The following is a 22,052-nucleotide window of genomic DNA, read 5'->3' on the forward strand; positions in this document are numbered from 1 at the left end:
TCCTTAAAAAATCTATATCTGATATTTCTATCTCGAACTATATGAAGCTGATTTGTTGCTCAATTCGTTAATGTTCCCTTCAGATACAATATTACTAATCGTATTGGTTATTACACCTAACCAGGTGTAACCAGCTTTAAAGTGATTGCGGTAAACATAAACGTTCCTGCTGCCAGCAGAAGCTTGTACTCTGATACAGTGTGCATTTGTATATATGGTGTTGCCTTCGATAGTAATTTCAGATACCGCACGGGTTGCATTGTAAGTACCTAATACAATGGCAGATGAGTTTCCTGATGAGGCCCTTGTATCAATTGTATTTTTCAGGATCTTGATATTGTTAAGATTAAACTTTCCTCCACCAAGTTGAATACCGCCAACATTTGGATTCTTAGTTTTAATAACGTTATTACTGATCACTACTCCTGTACCATCTTCGGTAAAGCCGGGAGAAATTGCAACACAGCCTGCATTAATAGTATTACCGGTAATAGTATTATTAGAACCGAAGACTTCGTAGCCGCTACGGTGATTTCCGTTTCCTCCATTCATTACATTTCCGCTGAATACTGTTCCTCTATAATAACCCGATATCCCGTTTCCTCCTAATCCGGGAGCGTCGTTTATTTTATTATCAGAGATCTTAGCATTCACAACATAAGCCGCAGCGCTTTCGATAGCAAACTGTTTGCCATGTGTATTTTCGAAAGTATTTCCGCTGATGCGAATGTTTATATTATCCTGACTCTGTAACTGCAATGATGGTGAAGCTGGAGTTACAAGTCCCCAACGGGTAAAGTGACAGTTGGCGACAACGGCGTCTTTCGTGCCTCTAACTTCAAGAGAGGTGCGACCACCATCCGTGAAGCGGCAGTTAACTAAGCTTAAATTTACTATCGGATAAGCATTAAGTCCTTTAGCCTGAACAACACCACCGTCACGACCGCCAGAGAAAGTTACGTTTTCCGCTGATACATTCCGTGTATTATCTGTTACATAAAAAGAAACAAGGTTTGCTCCTGTATTTGACGCAAAGTTTGCGTTCAATTTTAGGTTCCTGATCTTTATGTTACTCATCCTTGTAGGAATCCTGAAAACTCTGCGATTTGAGCCGCTTCCGTTGCTTAAGATGATCTCTGTTGCATCTCCAGCTCCTTCAATGCTAATGTTTGAAGGAAGGATGATCTCATTTGAAATCACAAACTTCCCAGCTGGAAGTACAAGGGCCTGGTTTCTGGAAGCATAGGAATTTATAAGACTCTGTAATTGAGCTCTGTTATCTGTTAACCCATCTCCTCTCAGACCACTTGCATTTGGAACAGAGGGGTTTGAAGGACTTGTTGGGTTTGTAGGCAATGGAGCCGGCAACTCGATAGGTGCAGAAGGTGTTTGAGCAGCAGGAGTTTCAATGGGCTTGGTAACAACCCCCGTTACAGGGAAAGCGTTGTCAGAAAACTCATTAGGATCAGTATCGTTATTGGTTCCCTTAACATCTAAACCTGAAAACTTTTTACCATCACCGCCACCAAATTTATTATTAATAATTGCAGTATAGCTAAAAGTACCTCCAATACCGTTTCCTCCAATATGTTTTGGATCGTTAAAAACGTTAGATTCTATTTTGCCGTTCTTTGTAGTTGAAGCTGTCGATTCGATAGCATACTGAGTTCCCATACTATTGCTAAATACATTATTAGTAATAGTTGTTTCAATATTATCCTGACTTTGCAACTGAAGGGCAGGACTTGAACTTACCTGAGATCCCCAACTCTGGAAAGTACAATTACTGACAATAGTGTTTCTGGTACCTCGTAGTTCTAGAAGAGTACGACCCGATTCAATGAATGAACATTTTATGAACTTAAGGTCTTTCACAGGATAATCATTTAAACCTTTCACCTGTACAGAACCACCATCTCTTCCTCCGGCAAAAGTTACATCCTCTGCAGAAATATTAGTGGTGTTATCTGTAACGTAAAAAGCTACCAGCTTTCCACCTTTGTTTTCATCCTGATTTGCATCAATTTTCAGGCTTTTAATGCTTACATTAGCAGTACGTGTAGGAACACGCAATACATTTCTGCCTGACCCGGATCCAGCGTTCAAAACGATTTCAGTTTGCGAACCTTGTCCTTTTAAACTAGTATTTTCAGGCAATATAAGTTCGTCTGAAACTAAGAATTTCCCGGCAGGAAGTTCCAATGTTTGTTGTTTTGAAGCCGCAACATTGATAAGATTTTGCAGAGTTGATCTGTTATCGGTCTTGCCATCACCCGCCAAACCAATAGCTGGTAAAGTTGAACTTCCGTTACTTGCTGTGGAAGCACTAAGCTTGTCTCTAATGCTCAGTTTTTCTTCAGCAAACAGCTCTTCCTGCTCATCCTTTTGACAAGAGCTGGTAAAGACAACAGCATAGAACAATGCCGTCCAATAGAATTTTCTCATAGGTCACTTACACTTTGGTTCTGCAAGGCGCAGAAAAATTAAAACACTATATAAACACTCGTCGTCCTTCACAGCAAAACAGTGCCAGAACAATAATACGAGTGTATTTTGTGCAATTTATAGGGGAAGTTTTTAATCTTTAAAGAAAAGGTGAGAAAAAAAGTAGGGAAAAATTCTACAGACTGTGGCATCCAGTTGGGGTAGAACGACATTATATTGCGTCTTCCTTCATTTTTAAATTACTGATTATCACGAACTGCAATGCTGATGAAATTTCTTTTGCATTTGCCGAAAACTTTTCCATAAGTTTGTGTCGTGCTTTAGGGGTGTCCGAAAAAGGACTGAGATTATACCCTTTGAACCTGATGCAGTTAGTACTGCCGAAGGGAAAAGTGAGGCCATCACCATGGCCATGCTATGACCTATTCTATAGGACATTCCTGAGCGCCCCAATATTAACAGGAATGGAAATTACAATCAATCAACAACAGCACCGTATCCCTGATAATTACTCAGTTGAAGAATTATTGGCTTTCCTTATGCCTGAGGCAGATAAAGGAATTGCGGTAGCCATTAATCAGCAGATTATTCCTAAATCTACATGGGCTAACCATAAACTTAATTCCAATGATAATGTGATGCTTATCCGGGCAACACAGGGTGGCTGATCCAATCTCCCCTAAATTGGAACTCCATAACGCATAGAAAAAACAACAGAATTCTTTATATCCCATCCGGGTTTAAACGACCAAAGATTATGAAAACAGAAAAAATTCCTTCCCAACAAACCATTACACGTGAACCGTTCCCTGGATCAAGGAAGATTTACGTAAAAGGCGAGCTTCACGACATTACCGTAGCTATGCGTGAAATCAGTTTAACTGATACAAAGCTGTATGGAAAGCTTGGAGAAACAGAGCTAAATGCTCCTGTTACCGTTTATGATACAAGCGGGCCTTACACTGATCCTAACGTAGAAATTGATGTTAAAAAAGGACTGCCTAAACTACGTCAGCAATGGATACTCGACAGGAACGACGTAGAACAATTGCCCTCCATCTCTTCTGAATACGGCAAGCAGCGTTTAGACGACTTAAGTCTTAACTCTTTACGATTTGAACACAACAGCAAGCCTTTGAGAGCAAAGAGCGGAGCGAATGTTTCGCAGATGCATTATGCCAAAAAAGGCATCATTACTCCTGAAATGGAATACATTGCGATCCGCGAGAACCAGCGGATTGATTTACTCAAAGAGCAGCTGAATGGATCGTACGATAGTCTTGCGAAACAACACGCGGGTCAGAGCTTTGGTGCAAATACTCCTTTAAAATATATTACGCCGGAATTTGTAAGACAGGAAGTAGCATTAGGAAGGGCCGTAATTCCTTCAAATATTAATCACCCGGAATTAGAACCAATGATCATTGGTCGCAACTTCCTGGTTAAGATCAACGCCAATATTGGTAACTCTGCGGTGACTTCAACAATAGAGGAGGAAGTGGAAAAAGCAGTGTGGGCCTGCCGTTGGGGCGCCGATACCATAATGGATCTTTCTACTGGTAAAAACATCCACGAAACCCGCGAATGGATAATCCGGAATTCACCTGTGCCAATTGGAACAGTACCGATTTATCAGGCTCTTGAAAAAGTAAATGGAAAGGCTGAGGATTTAACCTGGGAACTTTTCCGCGATACGCTGATCGAACAGGCAGAGCAAGGAGTGGATTATTTCACTATCCATGCGGGGGTACTTTTACGTTATGTTCCTCTAACAGCTAAACGTTTAACTGGTATCGTTTCAAGAGGCGGGTCTATCATGGCCAAGTGGTGCCTGGCCCATCACAAAGAGAATTTCCTTTACACACATTTCGAGGAGATCTGTGAAATCATGAAGGCTTATGATGTTGCTTTTTCCTTGGGTGATGGCTTACGTCCGGGCAGTATAGCAGATGCTAATGATGCTGCTCAATTTGGCGAATTGGAAACCTTAGGCGAGCTAACTAAGATAGCCTGGAAACACGATGTGCAAACCATTATTGAAGGCCCGGGGCATATTCCAATGCACTTGATTAAGGAGAATATGGACAAGCAATTACAACATTGCCAGGAGGCACCATTCTACACCTTAGGTCCTTTGACAACAGACATTGCACCAGGTTACGACCATATTACTTCGGCTATTGGAGCAGCGATGATAGGTTGGTTTGGAACATCCATGCTATGCTATGTAACTCCAAAAGAACACCTTGGTCTGCCAAATAAAAAAGACGTTAAGGATGGGGTGATTGCTTATAAAATAGCTGCTCATGCTGCAGACTTGGCGAAAGGTCATCCAGGTGCACAATATCGTGACAATGCCTTGAGCAAAGCACGTTTTGAGTTCCGCTGGGAAGACCAATTCAATCTATCTCTGGACCCTGATACCGCCCGAGAATTCCACGATGAAACACTGCCAGCTGAAGGTGCTAAAGTGGCCCATTTTTGTTCCATGTGCGGCCCGAACTTCTGTTCAATGAAGATCACTCAGGACGTTAGAAAATATGCTGATGAAACAGGTGCCAATGAAGAGGAAGCCTTGCAAAAAGGAATGGAAGAAAAGGCAAAAGAATTCGTTCAAAAGGGTAGCGAGATCTATTTTTAGAATATGCAGTTGATGGTGGTGAGTAGCGAGCTCTTTCTCAAGGATGAAAGCGATATTGTGAACCAGCTTTTCGAAGAGGGATTGGAATACTATCACTTGCGAAAACCGGCAGCATCAGAAGAAGAAATTTCATCTTTTATAAATGGAATTTCTTCAAATTTCAGGAGGAAAATATCACTGCATAGCCATCATCATTTAGCTTCATCTTTCGGTATTGAACGACTACATATGAAAGAAGGATTCCGGATTAGTTTAGGCGAAAATCTAGTTGAATCGATTTCCAACAGCGACTACAAATTCAGCACTTCTTTACATTCAGTTGAAGACTTAAAAATCTTACCAAATCAATTTGAATATGCATTTCTAAGTCCGGTTTTCGATAGCATTTCTAAAACTAATTATGAGGGATTTGCTAAGTCGGATTTTAAGTTAGCAGACGAATGGAAGAGAACCAGTATAATAGGATTAGGAGGTATTGATGAATCAAATATCAGTCAATTAAAAGACATGAATTTCGATGGAGCGGCTGTACTAGGATACATTTGGAGAAGGCCGGAACTTGCTGTCAAGAGCTTCATTAAATTAAGAAGAAATGCAGAATGAGCGTCCCATTGCACTCAGTATAGCAGGGCTTGACCCTAGTGCAGGAGCAGGACTCCTGGCTGACATCAAAACTTTTGAACAACACAAAGTTGTTGGGTTTGGGGCATGTTCAGCTTTGACTTGCCAAAATGACAGTGAGTTTTTAAGCATTGATTGGCTGGACGCAGAAGGTGTGATCAGGCAATTAGAACCTCTTTTTAACAAATTCGCAATATCGACAGTTAAAGTAGGACTTGTCAAGGACTTAGAAAATCTTAACGAAGTAATTGTTTATATAAAAAAAGCTAGTTTAAAGGTAAAAATCGTCTGGGACCCAGTTTTAAAAGCGTCCGCAGGATTTAGCTTTCATGAACATTGGGATCGTAATTTATTTAAAGATATACTTCACAAAATATTCCTTATAACGCCCAATTACAACGAGTTACAAAATCTAAATAAAGTTCTTGGAGATGATTTGGTAAAATTTGCGAGTGTTTTGTTAAAAGGAGGCCACAATCCAGAGCTGCTGGGGATAGATGTATTATACGAGGACCACTTGCCCCAGGAAATACCATCAGGGGTAAAAGGAATCCATCAAAAACACGGGTCAGGCTGTGTATTATCATCTGCAATTACCGCCCGGTTAGCGAAGGGCTTTTCCCTACTCGAATCATGCAGGCTTGCAAAGACCTACACAGAGACTTTTTTAAACAGTAATCCAACTTTATTAGGTTACCATAATTTATGATAAACAGACTACATTATATATCGCAACAACAAGACGAAATAAGCCATCTGGACGCAATAACAAATGCATTGGAAGGAGGATGTGAATGGATCCAACTCCGTGTTAAAAACCAACCGGAAGATATTGTAAAAAGCTACGCAATAGAGGCAAAAAAACTTTGTGATCGTTATAATGCAAAGTTAATTATAAACGACTTTCCTGACGTCGCTAAAGCGGTTAAAGCTGACGGTGTTCACCTTGGTTTATTAGATATGCCAGTGGCAAAGGCGAGGGAAATAGTGGGACCAGAAGTGATTATCGGAGGAACAGCAAATACGTTTGAAGATGTTCTTCTTAGAGTTTCTGAAGGCGCAGATTATGTCGGTTTAGGTCCGTTCAGATTCACAAAAACTAAAGATAAATTAAGTCCTATTTTAGGCATCGAAGGGTATAGAAAAATTCTAACAAAAATTCAGGAGTCTAATATCAGTATCCCCGTCATTGCCATTGGTGGAATTGAGTTGGAAGACGTAAGTTCTATCATGGATACCGGGGTATTCGGAGTGGCTATTTCAGGGGCTATTACACTTGCTAAGGACCAAAGAAAAGTAGTTGAAGAGCTTTACTCAAAATTAACTTTAAGTCATCAACTCTGAGCCTCTCCCCTACTCACTAAGATAATTAAATTAGCTTCACAATATGTTAAAGATAGCAGACAAAACATTCTCTTCCCGACTGTTTACAGGAACAGGAAAATTCAGCTCATCCGATCTGATGGAAGAAGCATTACTCGCATCGGGAAGCGAGCTGGTAACCGTCGCTTTGAAAAGGGTGGATATCAATAATCGCAAGGATGATATCCTTATTCACCTGAAGCATCCGCATATTAATCTTCTACCCAATACATCCGGGGTAAGAACAGCAAAGGAAGCTGTGTTCGCAGCCCAACTGGCTCGTGAAGCGCTTGAAACGAATTGGGTAAAACTGGAGATCCATCCAGATCCAAAGTACTTAATGCCCGATCCTATTGAGACTTTACAGGCTACTGAAGAGCTGGCAAAGCAAGGCTTTATAGTACTCCCTTACATTCATGCTGATCCGGTTTTATGTAAACGTTTAGAGGAGGTTGGAGCCTCGGCTGTTATGCCTCTAGGCTCTCCAATAGGTAGCAATAAAGGTCTAAAAACAATAGACTTCCTGGAAATTATTATAGAGCAAAGTAAAGTACCGGTAGTGGTCGATGCTGGTATTGGGGCACCTTCAGATGCTGCGAAAGCCTTCGAGCTTGGAGCGGATGCTGTGCTCGTAAATACGGCCATTGCTGTTTCTGATAATCCTGTTCAAATGGCCCATGCCTTTAAGCTGGCATGTGAGGCAGGGAGAATTGCATATGAAGCAAGGCTCGCAAAACCGGTAAGCCATGCCATTGCAAGTAGTCCATTAACTGCATTTTTAGATGAATAACTTCATAGAAATTTTTGAGCAATACCACTGGGATGAAGTGAAAGCCAGGATCTACAGCAAAACAAGTGAGGATGTAGAACGGGCCCTTAATGTCTCCAAAAGAACAGTAGAGGATTTTATGGCCCTTGTATCCCCTGCTGCTGCTGCTTACCTTGAGCCGATGGCACATTTAAGCCAGCAGATCACCCAAAAGCGCTTTGGTAAGATAATTCAAATGTATATTCCGCTTTATCTTTCTAACGAGTGTAATAACATTTGCACCTACTGTGGTTTCAGTTTGGACAATAAAGTGAAGCGGAGAACGCTCACACCAATGGAAATTATGCAGGAAGCTGCTGCTATAAAAGAAATGGGTTACGATCATGTACTTTTAGTAACAGGTGAAGCAAATCAAACGGTACACGTTAACTATTTTAAGAAAGCCCTCGAACTGCTGAAACCGCATTTCTCTCATGTATCCATGGAAGTTCAACCGCTGGATGAAGAGGATTACACAGAGTTGATTCCTTATGGACTGAATACCGTTCTCATCTACCAGGAAACGTACCATAAAGACGATTACCGGAAGCATCATCCTAAGGGAAAGAAATCAAACTTCCAGTACCGGATAGAAACACCAGATCGCTTAGGGCGTGCTGGAATTCATAAAATGGGATTAGGAGTATTGATAGGCCTGGAGGATTGGCGAACAGACTCCTTTTTCACCGCCCTTCATCTCAGCTATTTGGAGAAAACTTATTGGAAAACCAAGTATAGTTTATCCTTCCCCCGTTTAAGGCCCTTTTCAGGAGGACTTGAACCCAAGGTTGAAATGAGTGACCGCGAGTTGGTGCAGCTAATTTGTGCCTACAGGATATTTGACGAAGAGGTAGAAATTTCCTTATCAACCAGAGAATCTGAGAAATTCCGAAATAATGTTATAAAACTGGGAATCACTTCTATTAGTGCTGGTTCCAAAACCAACCCTGGAGGATATGTTGTGGAACCTGGATCACTGGAACAATTCGAGATATCAGATGAAAGAAGTCCCGAACATATTGCAAAAGTGATCAGGGAACAAGGTTATGAACCCGTTTGGAAAGACTGGGATCGCATTCTTTATTGACAGTGAATGTATAAAAGGGTTTTAAGAAGTGTTTATCTTTGAATATGGCTATTAATCACACACGCTTAAGCACTGACGAGCTTAAGCGCTATAACCGTCAGCTCATCTTATCGGAAATAGGAATTGAGGGTCAGCAGAGATTGAAGTCAGCGAAGGTTCTGGTTATTGGAGCCGGGGGACTAGCCTGCCCTATCTTACAATACTTGGTGGCCGCCGGAGTAGGTACCATAGGTATTATCGACGATGATAAGGTAGATATAAGTAACCTTCATCGCCAGATCCTCTACTCTACTATTGATACGGGCAGGAATAAAGCAGAATGTGCGGCCGAAAAGTTGAAAGTATTGAATCCGGAAGTTAGGTTTTTAACCTTTCCTGTTCGCCTCGATCCCAACAATGCAACAGCAACGATTGGAGCATTCGATATCATATTAGATGGCTCTGATAACTTCGAAACCCGTTACCTGGTAAATGATATATGTGTTGGATTAGCAAAGCCTTTAGTTTTCGGTTCAATCTTTGGGTTTGAAGGGCAGCTCTCGGTATTCAACTACCAGAATGGCCCTACCTATCGCTGCGTGTTTCCTGAACCGGGAGAAGCCCCTAATTGTGCCCTGAATGGAGTTCTAGGAGTGCTCCCAGGAATTATAGGGACCTATATGGCAAACGAAGCATTGAAATTAATTCTGGGGATTGGAGAAACCTTATCGGGAAGACTTCTGGTGGTGAATGTCCTGGAGAATACATTTCATTCATTTAAAGTAACACGAGTTGCGCCTATATCTCAGGCTTCCACAAAATCCACGTATGATGCAGAGCGGGATAAGTTTCCGCAAATTGAATTTCAATTAAGTAAAGAACAACTGGAAGTTCTTTTGGAAAAAGAAGAGCAATCAATACTCCTGGTTGATGTTAGAGAGCCTAACGAATTTGAAGCAAATAACTTAGGAGGGATAAACATTCCTCTTTCTGAGGTATTGGATGAAATCTCTACCCTGGAGGCAGACAGGACAGTCGTATTCTATTGCAATACAGGAAGAAGAAGTAAGCAAGCTTTTGATCTTGTTAAGGCAGCTGGCTTTAAGGGAGAGTCTTACTGGGTGTAGATTAATTTACGACTCCATACGTTATTTAATAAAAAAGCCCCTTATCGGGGCTTTTCCTATTCCTATTCAGCATCAGGTGCTGAAGGTGTATTATTTTCAGCAGGAGCCTTTTCTTTACCCTCTGGTTTCGGAGGACGAGGAAGAAGCGCTTTACGGGATAATTTCAATTTACCTTGTTTATCAACGTCAAGTAATTTAACTCTAACCTCGTCACCAACTTTGAAAATACCTTCCATAGTCTCATAACGTTTCCAATCAATTTCAGAAATGTGAAGGAGACCGTCTTTACCCGGAAGAATTTCAACGAATGCACCAAATGGCATGATTGATTTTACCTTTCCTTCGTAGATCTCTCCTACTTCTGGCTTAGCAACAATAGCACGGATACGAGCTCTTGCTTTGCTGATAGCTTCGCCATTTGGAGCGAAGATACTAACGATACCCTGGTTATCTTTTTCTTCGATGGTAATGGTAGCGCCAGTTTCACGCTGCATTTCCTGAATGATCTTACCACCTGGGCCGATAACAGCACCGATAAATTCTTTATCGATCTTGATCACTTCGATACGTGGAGCATGAGATTTCAGTTCAGCTGCAGGCTCTGCAAGCGTTTTCTTCATCTCATTCAGGATATGAAGACGTCCTTCTTTAGCCTGCTCTAAGGCAGCACGAAGTACTTCCCAACGAAGACCGTTGATCTTTAAGTCCATCTGGCACCCAACGATACCATTCTCGGTACCAGTCACCTTAAAGTCCATATCACCTAAGTGGTCTTCATCACCTAAGATATCAGAAAGAACTGCGTATTTACCAGTTTTCTCGTCAGTGATCAATCCCATTGCTATACCGGATACAGGAGCTTTGATCTTAACACCAGCATCCATTAAAGCTAAGGTACCTGCACAAACAGTGGCCATAGAAGACGAACCATTTGATTCAAGGATATCAGAAACGATACGCAAAGTGTAAGGATTCTCCTCTTCGGAAGGTAGTACTTGTTTTAAAGAACGCTGAGCAAGGTTACCGTGACCAACTTCACGACGACCAGGACCGCGGTTAGGACGAACCTCACCTGTTGAAAACGCAGGGAAGTTATAATGTAAGATGAACTTTTCATATCCATTGATGAAAGCTCCATCAATCATTTGCTCATCCAGTTTAGTTCCTAAAGTTACCGTGGTTAGGGATTGCGTTTCACCACGAGTGAATACTGCAGAACCATGTGCAGCAGGAAGATATCCAACTTCACTCCAGATAGGACGAACAGTACGTACGTCACGGCCATCCAAACGAATTCCTTCTTCAAGGATCAGATTACGAACAGCGTCGTACTGAACATCGTGGAAATATTTCTTTGCAAGGAACTTTGTTGTATCATCGGCCTCTTCACCTAAAGCGGCAAGTACCTCGGTTTCTATTTCCTTAAATTTATCAGAACGCTCGTGTTTAGCTGATCCTGATTTAGCAATATCATAAACTCTTTGATAAGTATCAGCAAAGATCTTCTCTCTTAGTTCTGGATTGCTCTGCTCATGAGAATACTCACGTTTAACTTTCCCAACTTCAGCAGAAAGTTCTTTCTGAGCCTGAACCTGAATTTTAATTGCCTGATGAGCAAATTCGATTGCCTCTACCATTTCATCTTCTGAAATTTCGTGACACTCCCCTTCTACCATCACAATATCGTTCTCAGAACCCGCAACGATAAATTCAAGACTTGCTTTTTCTAATTCATCACGGTAAGGGTTGATCACCAGCTTGCCATCGATCTTAGCTACACGAACCTCTGAAATCGGACCATTGAATGGAATATCAGAAACTGCGATAGCTGCTGAAGCAGCAAGACCTGCTAATGAATCAGGCATGATATTTTTATCCGCAGAGATCAGAGAGATCAATACTTGCGTATCTGCGTGATAATCATCTGGGAAAAGCGGACGAAGCGCCCTGTCAACCAAACGTGAAATTAAAACCTCATAATCTGATAAGCGAGCTTCGCGGCGAAGGAATCCACCTGGGATACGTCCGGTAGCTGCATACTTTTCCTGGTAGTCTACAGAAAGGGGTAGGAAATCAATTCCCTCTTTTGCTTCTTTAGAAGAAACAATTGTTGCGAGTAACATCGTGTCACCCTGTTTTACCACTACAGATCCGTCAGCCTGTTTAGCTAACTTACCTGTTTCGATTTCGACAATACGCCCATCGCCTATGTCGAAACTCTTTTTAATTGCGTTATAACTCATTTTTTGTTCATTGTTGCATGCTTTTCCTCTTTAAATAGCATGCCGAAATTTGTACTAAATTTTCCGGGCTAATTTAAAATAAAAAAAGCCATCCCCAAGAAAGAATGAATTTAATTTTTAACAGCACTTCCCTGGGGATTTTGCAGGATATAAAAACAAAAAAGCCGCTCCCTTACAGGAGCGGCTTTTTTGATTAAAGCTTTTGAATTATTTGATGATATCTCTTAATTCTAATGCTTTGATAATAGCACGGTATCTATTGATATCCTTTTTATAAAGATATGCTAATAATGCACGACGTTTACCAACTAGTTTTTGAAGAGCTAACTGAGTAGAGAAATCCTTCTTGTTTTTCTTCAAATGCCCTGTTAAATGAGCAATACGAGATGTAAATAAAGCTACCTGTCCTTCTGTAGAACCTGTATCTGTAGCGCTTTTACCATGTTTGGCAAAAATATCTGCCTTGTACTCTTTACTTAAATACATTACTAAAATAATATTAAAGCTTAAAAATTTTGTTAATTGAGGCGCAAAGATAGAATTTATTCCGCTAAAACCAAATTATTGCATACCAGTTTATAAAACATTTAATAAGTAACTTTGCAACCAACATCAAGGCAAGCATTTAATGGACCCCGAAAAAACATTTAGCAGATTCACCAGCGAACTTAAGGTAAGACCAGATGATATAGATATGTTCAATCACGTTCATAACAGCAAATACTTCGATTATGTACTTGCAGCAAGATATGAACAAATGGAAACCTGCTACGGAATGTCAATGGAACAGTTTATGGAGTTGGGTTATGGCTGGGTGGTTAAAACTGCTCACATTGAATTCAAACGGCCTTTAACCCTGGGCGAAAGCTTCAAGGTAACCACGGGTATTGTAAGTATGAATGAAAGAAGCAGCAAAGTCTCCTTTGAAATTGTCAGTGCAAAAACAGGAAAGATCTGTAGTGATGGTTGGTTTGATTACGTGCTTATCGATATTAAAACCGGTAGAGGAATGAAAATTACGCGGGAGATGATAGACAAGTATTCTATTTAGAAGCATTTTTTAAAACCTAAGCCCTATCATTGCATATGCTTTTCGATGATAGATACAAAACAATAAAAACTACCAGTGAGGGAATTTTCAGAGATAAGGGGAGTAAATTTATTGCCTATTGTTATCCTATTAAAACTGAAACTGAAAGTAAAGCTTTACTGGCTCAGCTGAAAGCAGAACATCCCAAAGCCCGTCATCATTGCTGGGCACTAAGATTAAGTCCTGACCGTAGCATATTCCGTATTAATGACGACGGCGAGCCTTCAGGAACTGCCGGTCGGCCCATACTTAACGTTTTGTTATCTCATGATCTTACAAACATTTTTGTAGTTGTTGTCAGATATTTCGGAGGAACCTTACTTGGAGTTCCAGGATTAATAAATGCCTACAAAACGGCTACAGCAGAAGCGATCCAAAGCGCAGAGATCATCGAAAAAACTGTAAACGACATTTACCAACTGAATTTCGAATATTTGCAGATGAACGAAGTAATGCGAATTTTAAAAGACAGCAATATTGCAATCCTGAAACAGGATTATGAGATTAATTGTATCTTAGAAATCGAAATACCAAAATCTAAATTAAACGACGCTCTCCTCAAATTAGACAAAATAGACCACTTAAATTACACTTACTTACAAACTGTATGAGCCAGTACTCTGATGCGGATTTAATTTTAAATCCAGATGGAAGCGTTTATCATTTAAACTTATTACCGGAAGACATTGCAGATACAATAATCACTGTCGGAGACCCTGACAGGGTATCGGAAGTTTCCGCATTTTTTGACAAGCTGGAATTACAAAAAGGCAAACGGGAATTCATTACTCATACTGGTTATATAGGCAAAAAAAGGCTTTCTGTTATTTCTACAGGAATAGGAACAGACAATATAGATATCGTCATTAACGAATTGGACGCTTTGGTTAATATTGACCTTAAGACAAGAAAGGATAAACCCAAAAAGAAAAGTCTTGAAATAGTAAGGATAGGTACATCTGGAACTCTACAGGATGATATCCCGGTAGATACTATTCTTGTTTCAGAGTTCGCGATAGGACTCGATGCGCTTATGCCCTATTATTCAAGAGAGTATTCCACTCAGGAACAGCGTTTGGAAAATGCTATTGAAAAACACCTTAGTGATATTAAAGGTCTCTCTCCGTATGCTGTAGAACCCGACCTCGGTCTTTTAACTAATGTTGGAGATGGTGCAGCGAAAGGAATAACCATAACTGCTCCCGGATTTTATGCCCCTCAGGGTAGAGCGTTAAGGGCTAAGCAAGCGGTTCCCTTTCTTTTGGAAAGACTACAAAAATTTAATTTTGAAGATAAGAGGATTACGAACTTTGAAATGGAAACAGCCGGAATTTATGCTCTGGCAAAGGTTCTCGGCCATAAAGCCTTATCTGTTAATGCTATCCTGGCTAACAGGAAAAAGGGCAGTTTCAGCACCAAACCGCAAAAAGTAATCATGGCCTCTATAACTTTCGCTTTAAAAAACATTATTAAACTGTAGCGATAATTGTAAAGCCTTCGTATTCTTTGAATGTCTATCTTGCAAAAGATAAATCACAATTAATTCATAGAGATGAAGAAAGCTGGTAAAATTATCATTTATGCTGTCATAGCATTAGTTATTGTTGTTGGAGGGTTATTAAGTTACGTAAAATTTGGATTACCGAATGTTGGTAAAGCACCTGAGTTAAAAGTAGAACTTACACCACAGAGAATTGCCCGCGGCAAATATCTCGCGAATAATGTAACCGTTTGTATAGACTGTCATTCTACACGTGATTGGTCTAAGCTGGCAGGCCCTCTTGATTCAACCGGAATAGGCATTGGAGGAGAAAAGTTTGACGATAACGTAGGCTTCCCAGGAGAGGTAGAGGTTCCCAACATCACTCCGTTCAATTTGAAAAACTGGACAGATGGCGAACTCTTCCGGGCCATTACCTGTGGAGTGAAGAAGGATGGTTCCGCCATCTTCCCGATAATGCCTTATACTTCATACAGCAAAATGGATAAAGAGGATATTTATTCGATAATTGCCTATATACGTACCCTGCCTTCCAAAGTAAGTAAACCAAATGAGAGGAAGCTTGATTTTCCACTTAATTTCCTGGTTAATACTATGCCGGTTAAGACAGCTTCTCAACCTGTACCTGCAGTATCAGATCAGCTGGCTTATGGCGCTTATCTTGTTAATTCTGCGGCCTGCAGAGACTGTCATACTCAGGAAGAAAAAGGAAAGTTTATAGAAGGTATGGACTTCGCAGGAGGAAGACCCTTCAAAATTCCAGGTGCCACTATATCATCAGCAAATATAACTCCTGACGTCGAGTCTGGGATCGGTAAATGGACTAAGGAAGCTTTTATTGCGAGATTTAAGGCATTTGAGAAAAGCCATGAATTACCAAAAGTTAAACAGGGAGAATTTCAAACGATTATGCCCTGGAATATGTATGCTGGGATGAAGACCACGGATCTGGAGGCAATTTTTGCTTATTTGAAAACCCTGAAACCCGTAAAGAACCAGGTTACTAAATTTGCGCCACTCGTAGCTGCTAATCAATAAAATTTACAAATTATTTCAATTTATACTGCATAAAGAAAGCCACTAATGTTTTATTAGTGGCTTTCTTTATGCGCTCGATCTTAGTTTATCTCAAATCTCCTCATTATATTTCTGGTAATATCAGGAAGGAGAGCAGAAGGTATTGTTCCGCTTATTACTTCCCATTTATTATCAGGAGACCTGGATAAAGTTCCAAGATACATGTTATCTAAATCTACCCGGTAACTGTCTAACTGGCGAGTAACGTTCATTTCGTAAAAATCGCCCTTATCAAACAGGTCAACATAGATATTAAATGAATTTCTCTCTGATGCTTGCGTATTAACTGTCTGGCTGATCATAGTTCAATAACATAAACCGAAACAATTTTGTTCAGCAATCCAGGAAAAAACTACACAATTATTTAACCATTTCTTAATCAGGAGAACTTACTCTTAAGAGCTGCTAATTTACTTGCCATATCTGTTTCAGGGGCAGCTTTTCCTTTCTGCTGTTGATTTCGGCGATCGCCTTGTCTCTGCCTCTGAGCCCCCTGCTCTTCGTCCTTTTTCATTGACAATGAGATCCTCTTTCTGTTAACATCAACCTCTGTAACGGTCACTTCAACTTTTTGATGGACCTTAACTACCTCGTTTGCATCTTTCACGAAACGGTTGGCAAGCTGACTTAAATGAACAAGACCATCCTGATGCACACCGATATCGACAAATACACCGAAATTAGTAATATTGGTAACGATACCCGGAAGCTTCATTCCAACTCTCAAATCCGAGACTTCATTCACCCCCTCTGTAAAGGAGAAAGCCTCAAACTGCTCCCGTGGATCACGTCCGGGCTTCGCGAGCTCCTGAACAATATCTGTAAGTGTTGGCAAACCTACAGTTTCACTCACATATTTCTGCAACTGGATCCTCTTCCTTAAGCTTTCATCTTTAATAAGATCCTCAACCCTGCAATTAAGGTCCTTAGCCATTTGCTCAACAAGAGCGTAGCGCTCTGGGTGGACTGCACTCGAATCCAAAGGATGCTGAGCATTGCGTATCCTTAAAAACCCGGCGGCCTGTTCGAAAGCTTTTTCGCCTAACCGGGTAACTTTCTTAAGGTCGTGGCGACTACGAAATGCTCCGTTCTTATTTCGATATTCTACAATGTTCTGAGCAAGTTGAGGTCCCAATCCGGAGATGTAAGACAAGATCTGCTTCGATGCTGTGTTTAGCTCGACGCCAACAGCATTTACCGCGCTTATTACTGTATCATCCAAGGATGTTTGCAATTTATTTTGATCCACATCGTGCTGATATTGACCCACTCCGATAGATTTAGGGTCGATCTTCACTAATTCGGCAAGCGGATCCATGAGGCGGCGCCCAATAGACACAGCACCTCTTACAGTAATATCTTTATCAGGAAATTCTTCCCGGGCAACATCTGAAGCAGAATAAATGGAAGCTCCGCTTTCGTTCACCATAACCACCATAACTCCATTTAGATTCAATCCCCTTACAAAGGTTTCTGTTTCCCGACCAGCTGTACCATTCCCTATAGCAATTGCTTCTACACGATATTTATCAACCAGATGTGTTAAGGTTTTAGCCGCTTCGGCAACGCCTCCCGCACCATTATGAGGGTAAATATTTGTGTTCTCCAAAAGCTGTCCCTGCTCATCAAGACAAACAACTTTACAACCGGTTCTAAAACCCGGATCGATTGCCATTACACGTTTCTGTCCCATTGGTGCCGCTAGCAATAACTGCCTTGCGTTTTCAGCAAATACTTTAATCGCCTCGTCATCTGCTTTTCTTTTTGTAAGCAGACGCACTTCAGTTTCAATGGAAGGTTTTAACAGACGCTTATAAGCATCAGCAATAGCTAAACGGACCTGATCCGCCGATGCATTATTCCCTTTAACAAAAAGCCTGTCAATAATAGCTTTTGCCTCGTCTTCGGGAGGGCAAACATCAAGGGATAAAATTAATTCCTTTTCAGCCCTGCGCATCGCAAGGATCCGGTGAGAAGGAGCAGTTTTAATGGGTTCAGACCATTCGAAATAGTCTTTATATTTAATACCTTCTTCTTCTTTCCCTTCAATCACTTTTGACTCAAACTTTCCTTTCTCCAGGAACAATTCACGAATAGTACCGCGGCATTCTGCATTTTCAGTGATGAATTCAGCAATGATATCACGGGCTCCCGCCAATGCCTCTTCTTCTGAGTTAACACCTTTTTCAGCATCAATAAACTTAGCAGCTTCTGCCTGCAGGTCAATTTTGTTCTGTTCCAAAACCAGGTCGGCCAGAGGTTGCAGACCTTTTTCTCTCGCTGCCGTTGCACGCGTTTTACGCTTAGGACGATAAGGAAGATAGATATCTTCCAGTGCAGTCATTGTTTCAGCATCCTTAACCTGTTGTTCCAGGTCCGGTGTAAGTTTGCCCAGCTCGGTAAGGGATTTCAATATAGCCTCACGGCGTTTATCCAACTCACGTAATTGTTCTATCCTGTCGCGGATCCCAGCTACCTGTACCTCATCTAAACTTCCAGTCAATTCTTTACGGTAACGGGAGATAAAGGGAACTGTTGCACCTTCATCAAGTAACTCAACAGTTGTGCTTACCTGTTTTTCTGCAATTGAAAACTCTTCAGCAATTTTTTTGAAATGTGAGATCATGTCCTTCTCGTCTGTTTTCTAAAAGATTGCGAAGTTGAGGCTATAAAGTGAGAAATCAAAATCAGTTTTCTCTTTGTTATTCACATCTGGAAAGCGTTATTATGCGACCCTGAAAGAGGGGGTATACAAGATCAGAACCTGTCTATCCCAAGTTATCGGTTTGTTTATTATCTCCAACACTCTTCAAATATAGGTCTGCCGATCGGGCATTTTCTAACTTGCCATATTGCCGCTCGTGCCGGATCCCCTCATGCGGTCCAAAAGGATGTCCCCCGAAACCGTTTCGCATCATAGCAATAGCTTTTGACCACAACGGTTCCTTGTCCCTCGAAGCAAAAAGCTGCATGACAGACTGAGCTATTACAGGCACAGGTACCTCCATTCTCATAGCATCATTTACAAGCCAATTAACTTCTCCTGTATCCTCTATGTACGCTGGAATGGTATCATATCCACCTTCCCTCTTTAAAACTACCGCCATCAGTTCGATCAACCAGGACCGGATTACTGAACCGTGGTTCCAGGTCTCCAGGATTTCCAGCACATTTAATTCATCTTTATAATGATTGAGCAATTGCATGCCTTCGCCAATGGCCTGAAGCATTCCAAACTCAATTCCATTATGTACTAATTTCACGTAATGGCCCGAGCCTGGCCCACCAGCGTACACAAAACCTCCTTCAACCGAGAGGTCCTTAAGTATCGGCGTTACGACTTTTGCAGCTTCCTGCTCTCCCCCGATCATAAAACATGCTCCATGCCTTGCTCCATCCATTCCTCCACTTGTTCCGCAATCAATAAAATGAATTCCTTTTTCTTTCAAGTGTTTATGTCTCTTAATTGAATCCCCCCAATAAGAATTCCCCCCGTCTATTAAGATATCTCCTTCTTCAACAACTCCTGATAGTTGATCCAGGAGCATATCTACCACCTCACCAGCAGGTATATAGATGAAAACTATCCGTGGGGCGGGAAGTTGTCCAACGAAGTCCTCCAGAGAATTGCTGATCATTAAACCCTCTCGCTCCAAAAGATCTTTACCGGGATTTTTATCAAAACCTATAACATTATAACCTTTTTCTATCGCCTGAAGGGCAAGATTACCGCCCATTTTTCCTAATCCGATGATGCCAAAAGTAGTTTTACTCATAGATGTACGTTTGCAATAGAAATTGCGAAAAAGGAAAATGGTTTAGCTTATGTTGATTTCATACTTTCCAGTGATAAAAGATGAGGAAATAAAACGGCCGTAAGCTGAACTCACAAAAAGAGGATGAAGGCTGATTAGAGGCTCTTTGTGACTAATAAAGAAGCAGATGGATTTACACAAAAAAAGGGTCGCCTGCAAAGCAAACGACCCTTAGAGGAAAACAAATAAAAATTATTTATTGTACTCTTCCAGATTTTCTATCTTGTGATCTACCGATCACATAACCTGCGCCAGCGCCAACAAGACCGCCAATAATACCACCTCTGGCATCTTTTTTATCAACGATAACACCTGTCAGAGCTCCGGCACCTGCCCCAATTGCTGCACCTTTAGCTGCTGCACTCCATCCTTTTTTCTGAGGGGTTGTTGAATAGTAAGATTCAGAAACACCCTTAACATATGTACGTCTCGGAGCAGAATATGATGATGTACGACGGCTGCTACGTTCAGCTCTGTCTGCTGCTATAGACGCTAGCTGAGCTTGTTGTGTTGCCACTTGTGCTTGCTGAGCGGTTACTTTTTGTAAACTGTCAATTTTAAGACTATCACGCATAGCTTTTATAGTATACTCTAAAGCCTTAATCGAATCAGCCTTTCTATTTGCGTCGGCCGTCGTGTTCGTGTTGTTACTGCATGCTGCAAATACCGTTGTAGCGAATGCAAGAGCTACTGCTAATCTTCTCATAAGTGTATTGTGTTTTGTGTGTTTTCAAAAATTTCAACCTCTTAAGGCTGGATTACAATTACTAGAAAAAATAATGCCAAATTTTCTATTTCTTAATGCTTTCTTAATTAAGACTTATATATCCCCTGGGGGTTTAACGGTTTTTTTAATTTGAGCCAATAATTTGCGGAATTAATAAATCAGTTAATGGCTAACATTAATATTATGCATAAGAACATGAGATATTTCTTATGATCAAGGCAGGGAGCGAAACTCTGATAACTTATATTTGCGGTCTTTAAAATTAGAACTTATGTTAACCCACCACGTTTTATTCTGGCTTAAATCAGATATTACAGAAGAACAGAAAACTGCGTTCCGTGCAGGATTAGAGTCATTATCAAAGGTAGAAACGATTAAATCTATTTATATCGGAACACCTGCCCCTATTGAAAGACCTGTTGTTGATACTACTTATACATTCTCTTTAGTTATCGTATTTGAAGATCTGGCGGGCCATGATGTATATCAGGTTCACCCTATTCATAAGGCTTTCCTTGACGAGTTCAGGGTACTATTTGAGCGCGTAGTAATTTATGATGCTCAATAGATAAGAAATAAGGGACTGGAAAGGATATTTTATTCCTTTTTCCAGTCTCTTCTTAGTTCCATCCCATCAGCTTCATGGCACTAACGAATTCGGGATGAAGTGGAGCCTTTATATTTACTCTTTCCGAAGTGATTGGATGGTCAAATGCCTGAGACGAAGCATGTAACAACATAGTTGTCATATCCCAGGTTTCTTTAAAAAACTTGTTTTGTTTATTGCAACCATGAGTCCTGTCGCCAATTATAGGGTGAAACACATGGCTGAAATGTTTACGTAACTGGTGCATTCGTCCTGTGCGCGGACTGGCTTCTACTAATGAATACCTTGACGAAGGATGTTTTCCAAACGGAATATCTATCTCAGCTCTTTTAAGGGTAATATAAGAAGTGAACGCATCCTGAAGCGTCCCATTCTCTTTCTTTAGAGGATAATCGATCTCTTCCTGATCGGCCGTAAACCCGCGAACAATTGCCAGGTACTTCTTCTCCACTTTGTTTTCGGCAAACTGCTTTTGCATAAGGCTTTCAGCTTCCTTACTTAAGGCAAAAAGTAAAACTCCTCCCGTCTTTCTATCTATCCTATGCACCGGGTTTACCCACTTCCCTATCTGGTCCCTCAACAGTTGTAAAGCAAACTCTTCGACATCTCTTGCAATAGGAGAACGATGAACGAGAAGCCCGTGCGGTTTATTTATAGCCACGAGATACTCGTCCTGGAATACAACTTCCAACATTATTCGCTACTTTCAGGAAGAGCCTCCAATATCGTTGCAAGAAAATCAGGACGTTCCTCCAGGATCTGAAGCTGACTTTCGAGAGTTTTAACTTCTTCCTCTAATTTTTGAATATCGTCTCTTTTCGCTTTGATCTTTTGTTTGATAGATGTGATTACTATCTGAGCTCTTCCTTTTGCTTTTGCCATATATTGAATATTTTCCTGGTCAAAATTAGTTAAATTTTAA

General features: G+C 40.9%; 22 protein-coding genes and 1 riboswitch. Of the genes, 13 read left to right on the plus strand and 9 right to left on the minus strand.

The annotated features are described in order from the left end of the window. Positions 1–27 precede the first annotated feature (27 nt). On the minus strand, positions 28–2,445 hold the full coding sequence (locus J4N24_RS08730; protein WP_207533287.1) for a glycosyl hydrolase family 28-related protein: 2,418 nt from the start codon (positions 2,443–2,445) through the stop codon (positions 28–30). Between the two features lie 312 nt (positions 2,446–2,757). Continuing rightward, positions 2,758–2,851: riboswitch (TPP riboswitch) on the plus strand. Positions 2,852–2,909: 58 nt separating this feature from the next. On the opposite strand from J4N24_RS08730, the gene thiS reads away from it, so the two are divergent. The 8 genes from thiS to moeB all read left to right on the plus strand — a co-directional run bounded on the left by thiS (position 2,910) and on the right by moeB (position 10,070). After that, positions 2,910–3,113: a sulfur carrier protein ThiS gene (thiS, locus tag J4N24_RS08735; RefSeq protein ID WP_207533288.1), complete on the plus strand. Its 204-nt coding sequence runs from the start codon at positions 2,910–2,912 to the stop codon at positions 3,111–3,113. A gap of 89 nt (positions 3,114–3,202) precedes the next feature. Continuing rightward, on the plus strand, positions 3,203–5,086 hold the full coding sequence (thiC, locus tag J4N24_RS08740; RefSeq protein ID WP_207533289.1) for a phosphomethylpyrimidine synthase ThiC: 1,884 nt from the start codon (positions 3,203–3,205) through the stop codon (positions 5,084–5,086). 3 nt (positions 5,087–5,089) lie between these two features. Continuing rightward, positions 5,090–5,689, plus strand: a complete 600-nt coding sequence (locus J4N24_RS08745; protein ID WP_207533290.1) for a thiamine phosphate synthase — start codon at positions 5,090–5,092, stop codon at positions 5,687–5,689. Then, positions 5,679–6,416, plus strand: a complete 738-nt coding sequence (locus tag J4N24_RS08750) for a hydroxymethylpyrimidine/phosphomethylpyrimidine kinase (protein ID WP_207533291.1) — start codon at positions 5,679–5,681, stop codon at positions 6,414–6,416. Before J4N24_RS08745 ends, J4N24_RS08750 begins: the two co-directional genes overlap by 11 nt. Further along, complete coding sequence (locus tag J4N24_RS08755) at positions 6,413–7,051, plus strand: thiamine phosphate synthase (protein ID WP_207533292.1); 639 nt, start codon at positions 6,413–6,415, stop codon at positions 7,049–7,051. Before J4N24_RS08750 ends, J4N24_RS08755 begins: the two co-directional genes overlap by 4 nt. A 43-nt stretch (positions 7,052–7,094) precedes the next feature. Then, positions 7,095–7,859 (plus strand): thiazole synthase, encoded by a 765-nt coding sequence (locus J4N24_RS08760; protein ID WP_207533293.1) that lies wholly within the window; start codon positions 7,095–7,097, stop codon positions 7,857–7,859. Beyond that, positions 7,852–8,964 (plus strand): 2-iminoacetate synthase ThiH, encoded by a 1,113-nt coding sequence (thiH, locus tag J4N24_RS08765; RefSeq protein ID WP_207533294.1) that lies wholly within the window; start codon positions 7,852–7,854, stop codon positions 8,962–8,964. The genes J4N24_RS08760 and thiH overlap by 8 nt, the downstream gene beginning before the upstream one ends. Before the next feature lie 44 nt (positions 8,965–9,008). Further along, on the plus strand, positions 9,009–10,070 hold the full coding sequence (gene moeB, locus J4N24_RS08770) for a HesA/MoeB/ThiF family protein (protein WP_207533295.1): 1,062 nt from the start codon (positions 9,009–9,011) through the stop codon (positions 10,068–10,070). Positions 10,071–10,132: 62 nt separating this feature from the next. Here the strand turns inward: moeB and pnp are convergent, their stop codons facing one another. Both pnp and rpsO read right to left on the minus strand, forming a co-directional pair. Then, positions 10,133–12,313 (minus strand): polyribonucleotide nucleotidyltransferase, encoded by a 2,181-nt coding sequence (pnp, locus tag J4N24_RS08775; RefSeq protein ID WP_207533296.1) that lies wholly within the window; start codon positions 12,311–12,313, stop codon positions 10,133–10,135. 207 nt (positions 12,314–12,520) lie between these two features. Continuing rightward, positions 12,521–12,799, minus strand: coding sequence for a 30S ribosomal protein S15 (rpsO, locus tag J4N24_RS08780; RefSeq protein ID WP_207533297.1), 279 nt, complete (start codon positions 12,797–12,799; stop codon positions 12,521–12,523). Positions 12,800–12,941: 142 nt separating this feature from the next. Here rpsO and J4N24_RS08785 point away from each other — a divergent pair, with 142 nt between their 5' ends. From J4N24_RS08785 to J4N24_RS08800, 4 genes are all read left to right on the plus strand, one after another. Then, a complete protein-coding gene (locus J4N24_RS08785) occupies positions 12,942–13,364 on the plus strand; it encodes an acyl-CoA thioesterase (RefSeq protein WP_207533298.1) in 423 nt (140 codons plus the stop codon). A gap of 35 nt (positions 13,365–13,399) precedes the next feature. Continuing rightward, on the plus strand, positions 13,400–14,014 hold the full coding sequence (locus tag J4N24_RS08790; protein WP_207533299.1) for a YigZ family protein: 615 nt from the start codon (positions 13,400–13,402) through the stop codon (positions 14,012–14,014). Continuing rightward, on the plus strand, positions 14,011–14,883 hold the full coding sequence (locus J4N24_RS08795) for a nucleoside phosphorylase (RefSeq protein WP_207533300.1): 873 nt from the start codon (positions 14,011–14,013) through the stop codon (positions 14,881–14,883). Before J4N24_RS08790 ends, J4N24_RS08795 begins: the two co-directional genes overlap by 4 nt. 72 nt (positions 14,884–14,955) lie before the next feature. Then, a complete protein-coding gene (locus J4N24_RS08800) occupies positions 14,956–15,942 on the plus strand; it encodes a c-type cytochrome (protein WP_207533301.1) in 987 nt (328 codons plus the stop codon). Positions 15,943–16,022: 80 nt separating this feature from the next. Here J4N24_RS08800 and J4N24_RS08805 read toward each other — a convergent pair whose 3' ends face one another. From J4N24_RS08805 to J4N24_RS08820, 4 genes are all read right to left on the minus strand, one after another. After that, positions 16,023–16,283 (minus strand): hypothetical protein, encoded by a 261-nt coding sequence (locus tag J4N24_RS08805; protein ID WP_207533302.1) that lies wholly within the window; start codon positions 16,281–16,283, stop codon positions 16,023–16,025. Positions 16,284–16,360: 77 nt separating this feature from the next. Beyond that, entirely contained in the window at positions 16,361–18,607 is a 2,247-nt protein-coding gene (locus J4N24_RS08810) for a Tex family protein (protein ID WP_207533303.1), read from the minus strand. Between the two features lie 142 nt (positions 18,608–18,749). Next, a complete protein-coding gene (gnd, locus tag J4N24_RS08815) occupies positions 18,750–19,757 on the minus strand; it encodes a phosphogluconate dehydrogenase (NAD(+)-dependent, decarboxylating) (RefSeq protein ID WP_207533304.1) in 1,008 nt (335 codons plus the stop codon). A gap of 235 nt (positions 19,758–19,992) precedes the next feature. Continuing rightward, complete coding sequence (locus tag J4N24_RS08820) at positions 19,993–20,502, minus strand: YMGG-like glycine zipper-containing protein (RefSeq protein WP_242691569.1); 510 nt, start codon at positions 20,500–20,502, stop codon at positions 19,993–19,995. Between the two features lie 292 nt (positions 20,503–20,794). On the opposite strand from J4N24_RS08820, the gene J4N24_RS08825 reads away from it, so the two are divergent. Continuing rightward, positions 20,795–21,091, plus strand: a complete 297-nt coding sequence (locus J4N24_RS08825; RefSeq protein ID WP_207533305.1) for a Dabb family protein — start codon at positions 20,795–20,797, stop codon at positions 21,089–21,091. Between the two features lie 52 nt (positions 21,092–21,143). Here the strand turns inward: J4N24_RS08825 and J4N24_RS08830 are convergent, their stop codons facing one another. Continuing rightward, complete coding sequence (locus J4N24_RS08830) at positions 21,144–21,824, minus strand: pseudouridine synthase (RefSeq protein WP_207533306.1); 681 nt, start codon at positions 21,822–21,824, stop codon at positions 21,144–21,146. Then, positions 21,824–22,012: a hypothetical protein gene (locus J4N24_RS08835; protein WP_207533307.1), complete on the minus strand. Its 189-nt coding sequence runs from the start codon at positions 22,010–22,012 to the stop codon at positions 21,824–21,826. Before J4N24_RS08835 ends, J4N24_RS08830 begins: the two co-directional genes overlap by 1 nt. Positions 22,013–22,052: the final 40 nt, after the last annotated feature.

The sequence above is a fragment of the Desertivirga arenae genome (genome assembly GCF_017355785.1).
Taxonomy (GTDB): domain Bacteria; phylum Bacteroidota; class Bacteroidia; order Sphingobacteriales; family Sphingobacteriaceae; genus Desertivirga; species Desertivirga arenae.

Coding starts and splice junctions, on each gene's coding strand:
- J4N24_RS08730 (WP_207533287.1), bottom strand. CDS start 2,445: ATGAGAAAATTCTATTGGACGGCATTGTTCTATGCTGTTGTCTTTACC.
- thiS (WP_207533288.1), top strand. CDS start 2,910: ATGGAAATTACAATCAATCAACAACAGCACCGTATCCCTGATAATTAC.
- thiC (WP_207533289.1), top strand. CDS start 3,203: ATGAAAACAGAAAAAATTCCTTCCCAACAAACCATTACACGTGAACCG.
- J4N24_RS08745 (WP_207533290.1), top strand. CDS start 5,090: ATGCAGTTGATGGTGGTGAGTAGCGAGCTCTTTCTCAAGGATGAAAGC.
- J4N24_RS08750 (WP_207533291.1), top strand. CDS start 5,679: ATGCAGAATGAGCGTCCCATTGCACTCAGTATAGCAGGGCTTGACCCT.
- J4N24_RS08755 (WP_207533292.1), top strand. CDS start 6,413: ATGATAAACAGACTACATTATATATCGCAACAACAAGACGAAATAAGC.
- J4N24_RS08760 (WP_207533293.1), top strand. CDS start 7,095: ATGTTAAAGATAGCAGACAAAACATTCTCTTCCCGACTGTTTACAGGA.
- thiH (WP_207533294.1), top strand. CDS start 7,852: ATGAATAACTTCATAGAAATTTTTGAGCAATACCACTGGGATGAAGTG.
- moeB (WP_207533295.1), top strand. CDS start 9,009: ATGGCTATTAATCACACACGCTTAAGCACTGACGAGCTTAAGCGCTAT.
- pnp (WP_207533296.1), bottom strand. CDS start 12,313: ATGAGTTATAACGCAATTAAAAAGAGTTTCGACATAGGCGATGGGCGT.
- rpsO (WP_207533297.1), bottom strand. CDS start 12,799: ATGTATTTAAGTAAAGAGTACAAGGCAGATATTTTTGCCAAACATGGT.
- J4N24_RS08785 (WP_207533298.1), top strand. CDS start 12,942: ATGGACCCCGAAAAAACATTTAGCAGATTCACCAGCGAACTTAAGGTA.
- J4N24_RS08790 (WP_207533299.1), top strand. CDS start 13,400: ATGCTTTTCGATGATAGATACAAAACAATAAAAACTACCAGTGAGGGA.
- J4N24_RS08795 (WP_207533300.1), top strand. CDS start 14,011: ATGAGCCAGTACTCTGATGCGGATTTAATTTTAAATCCAGATGGAAGC.
- J4N24_RS08800 (WP_207533301.1), top strand. CDS start 14,956: ATGAAGAAAGCTGGTAAAATTATCATTTATGCTGTCATAGCATTAGTT.
- J4N24_RS08805 (WP_207533302.1), bottom strand. CDS start 16,283: ATGATCAGCCAGACAGTTAATACGCAAGCATCAGAGAGAAATTCATTT.
- J4N24_RS08810 (WP_207533303.1), bottom strand. CDS start 18,607: ATGATCTCACATTTCAAAAAAATTGCTGAAGAGTTTTCAATTGCAGAA.
- gnd (WP_207533304.1), bottom strand. CDS start 19,757: ATGAGTAAAACTACTTTTGGCATCATCGGATTAGGAAAAATGGGCGGT.
- J4N24_RS08820 (WP_242691569.1), bottom strand. CDS start 20,502: ATGAGAAGATTAGCAGTAGCTCTTGCATTCGCTACAACGGTATTTGCA.
- J4N24_RS08825 (WP_207533305.1), top strand. CDS start 20,795: ATGTTAACCCACCACGTTTTATTCTGGCTTAAATCAGATATTACAGAA.
- J4N24_RS08830 (WP_207533306.1), bottom strand. CDS start 21,824: ATGTTGGAAGTTGTATTCCAGGACGAGTATCTCGTGGCTATAAATAAA.
- J4N24_RS08835 (WP_207533307.1), bottom strand. CDS start 22,012: ATGGCAAAAGCAAAAGGAAGAGCTCAGATAGTAATCACATCTATCAAA.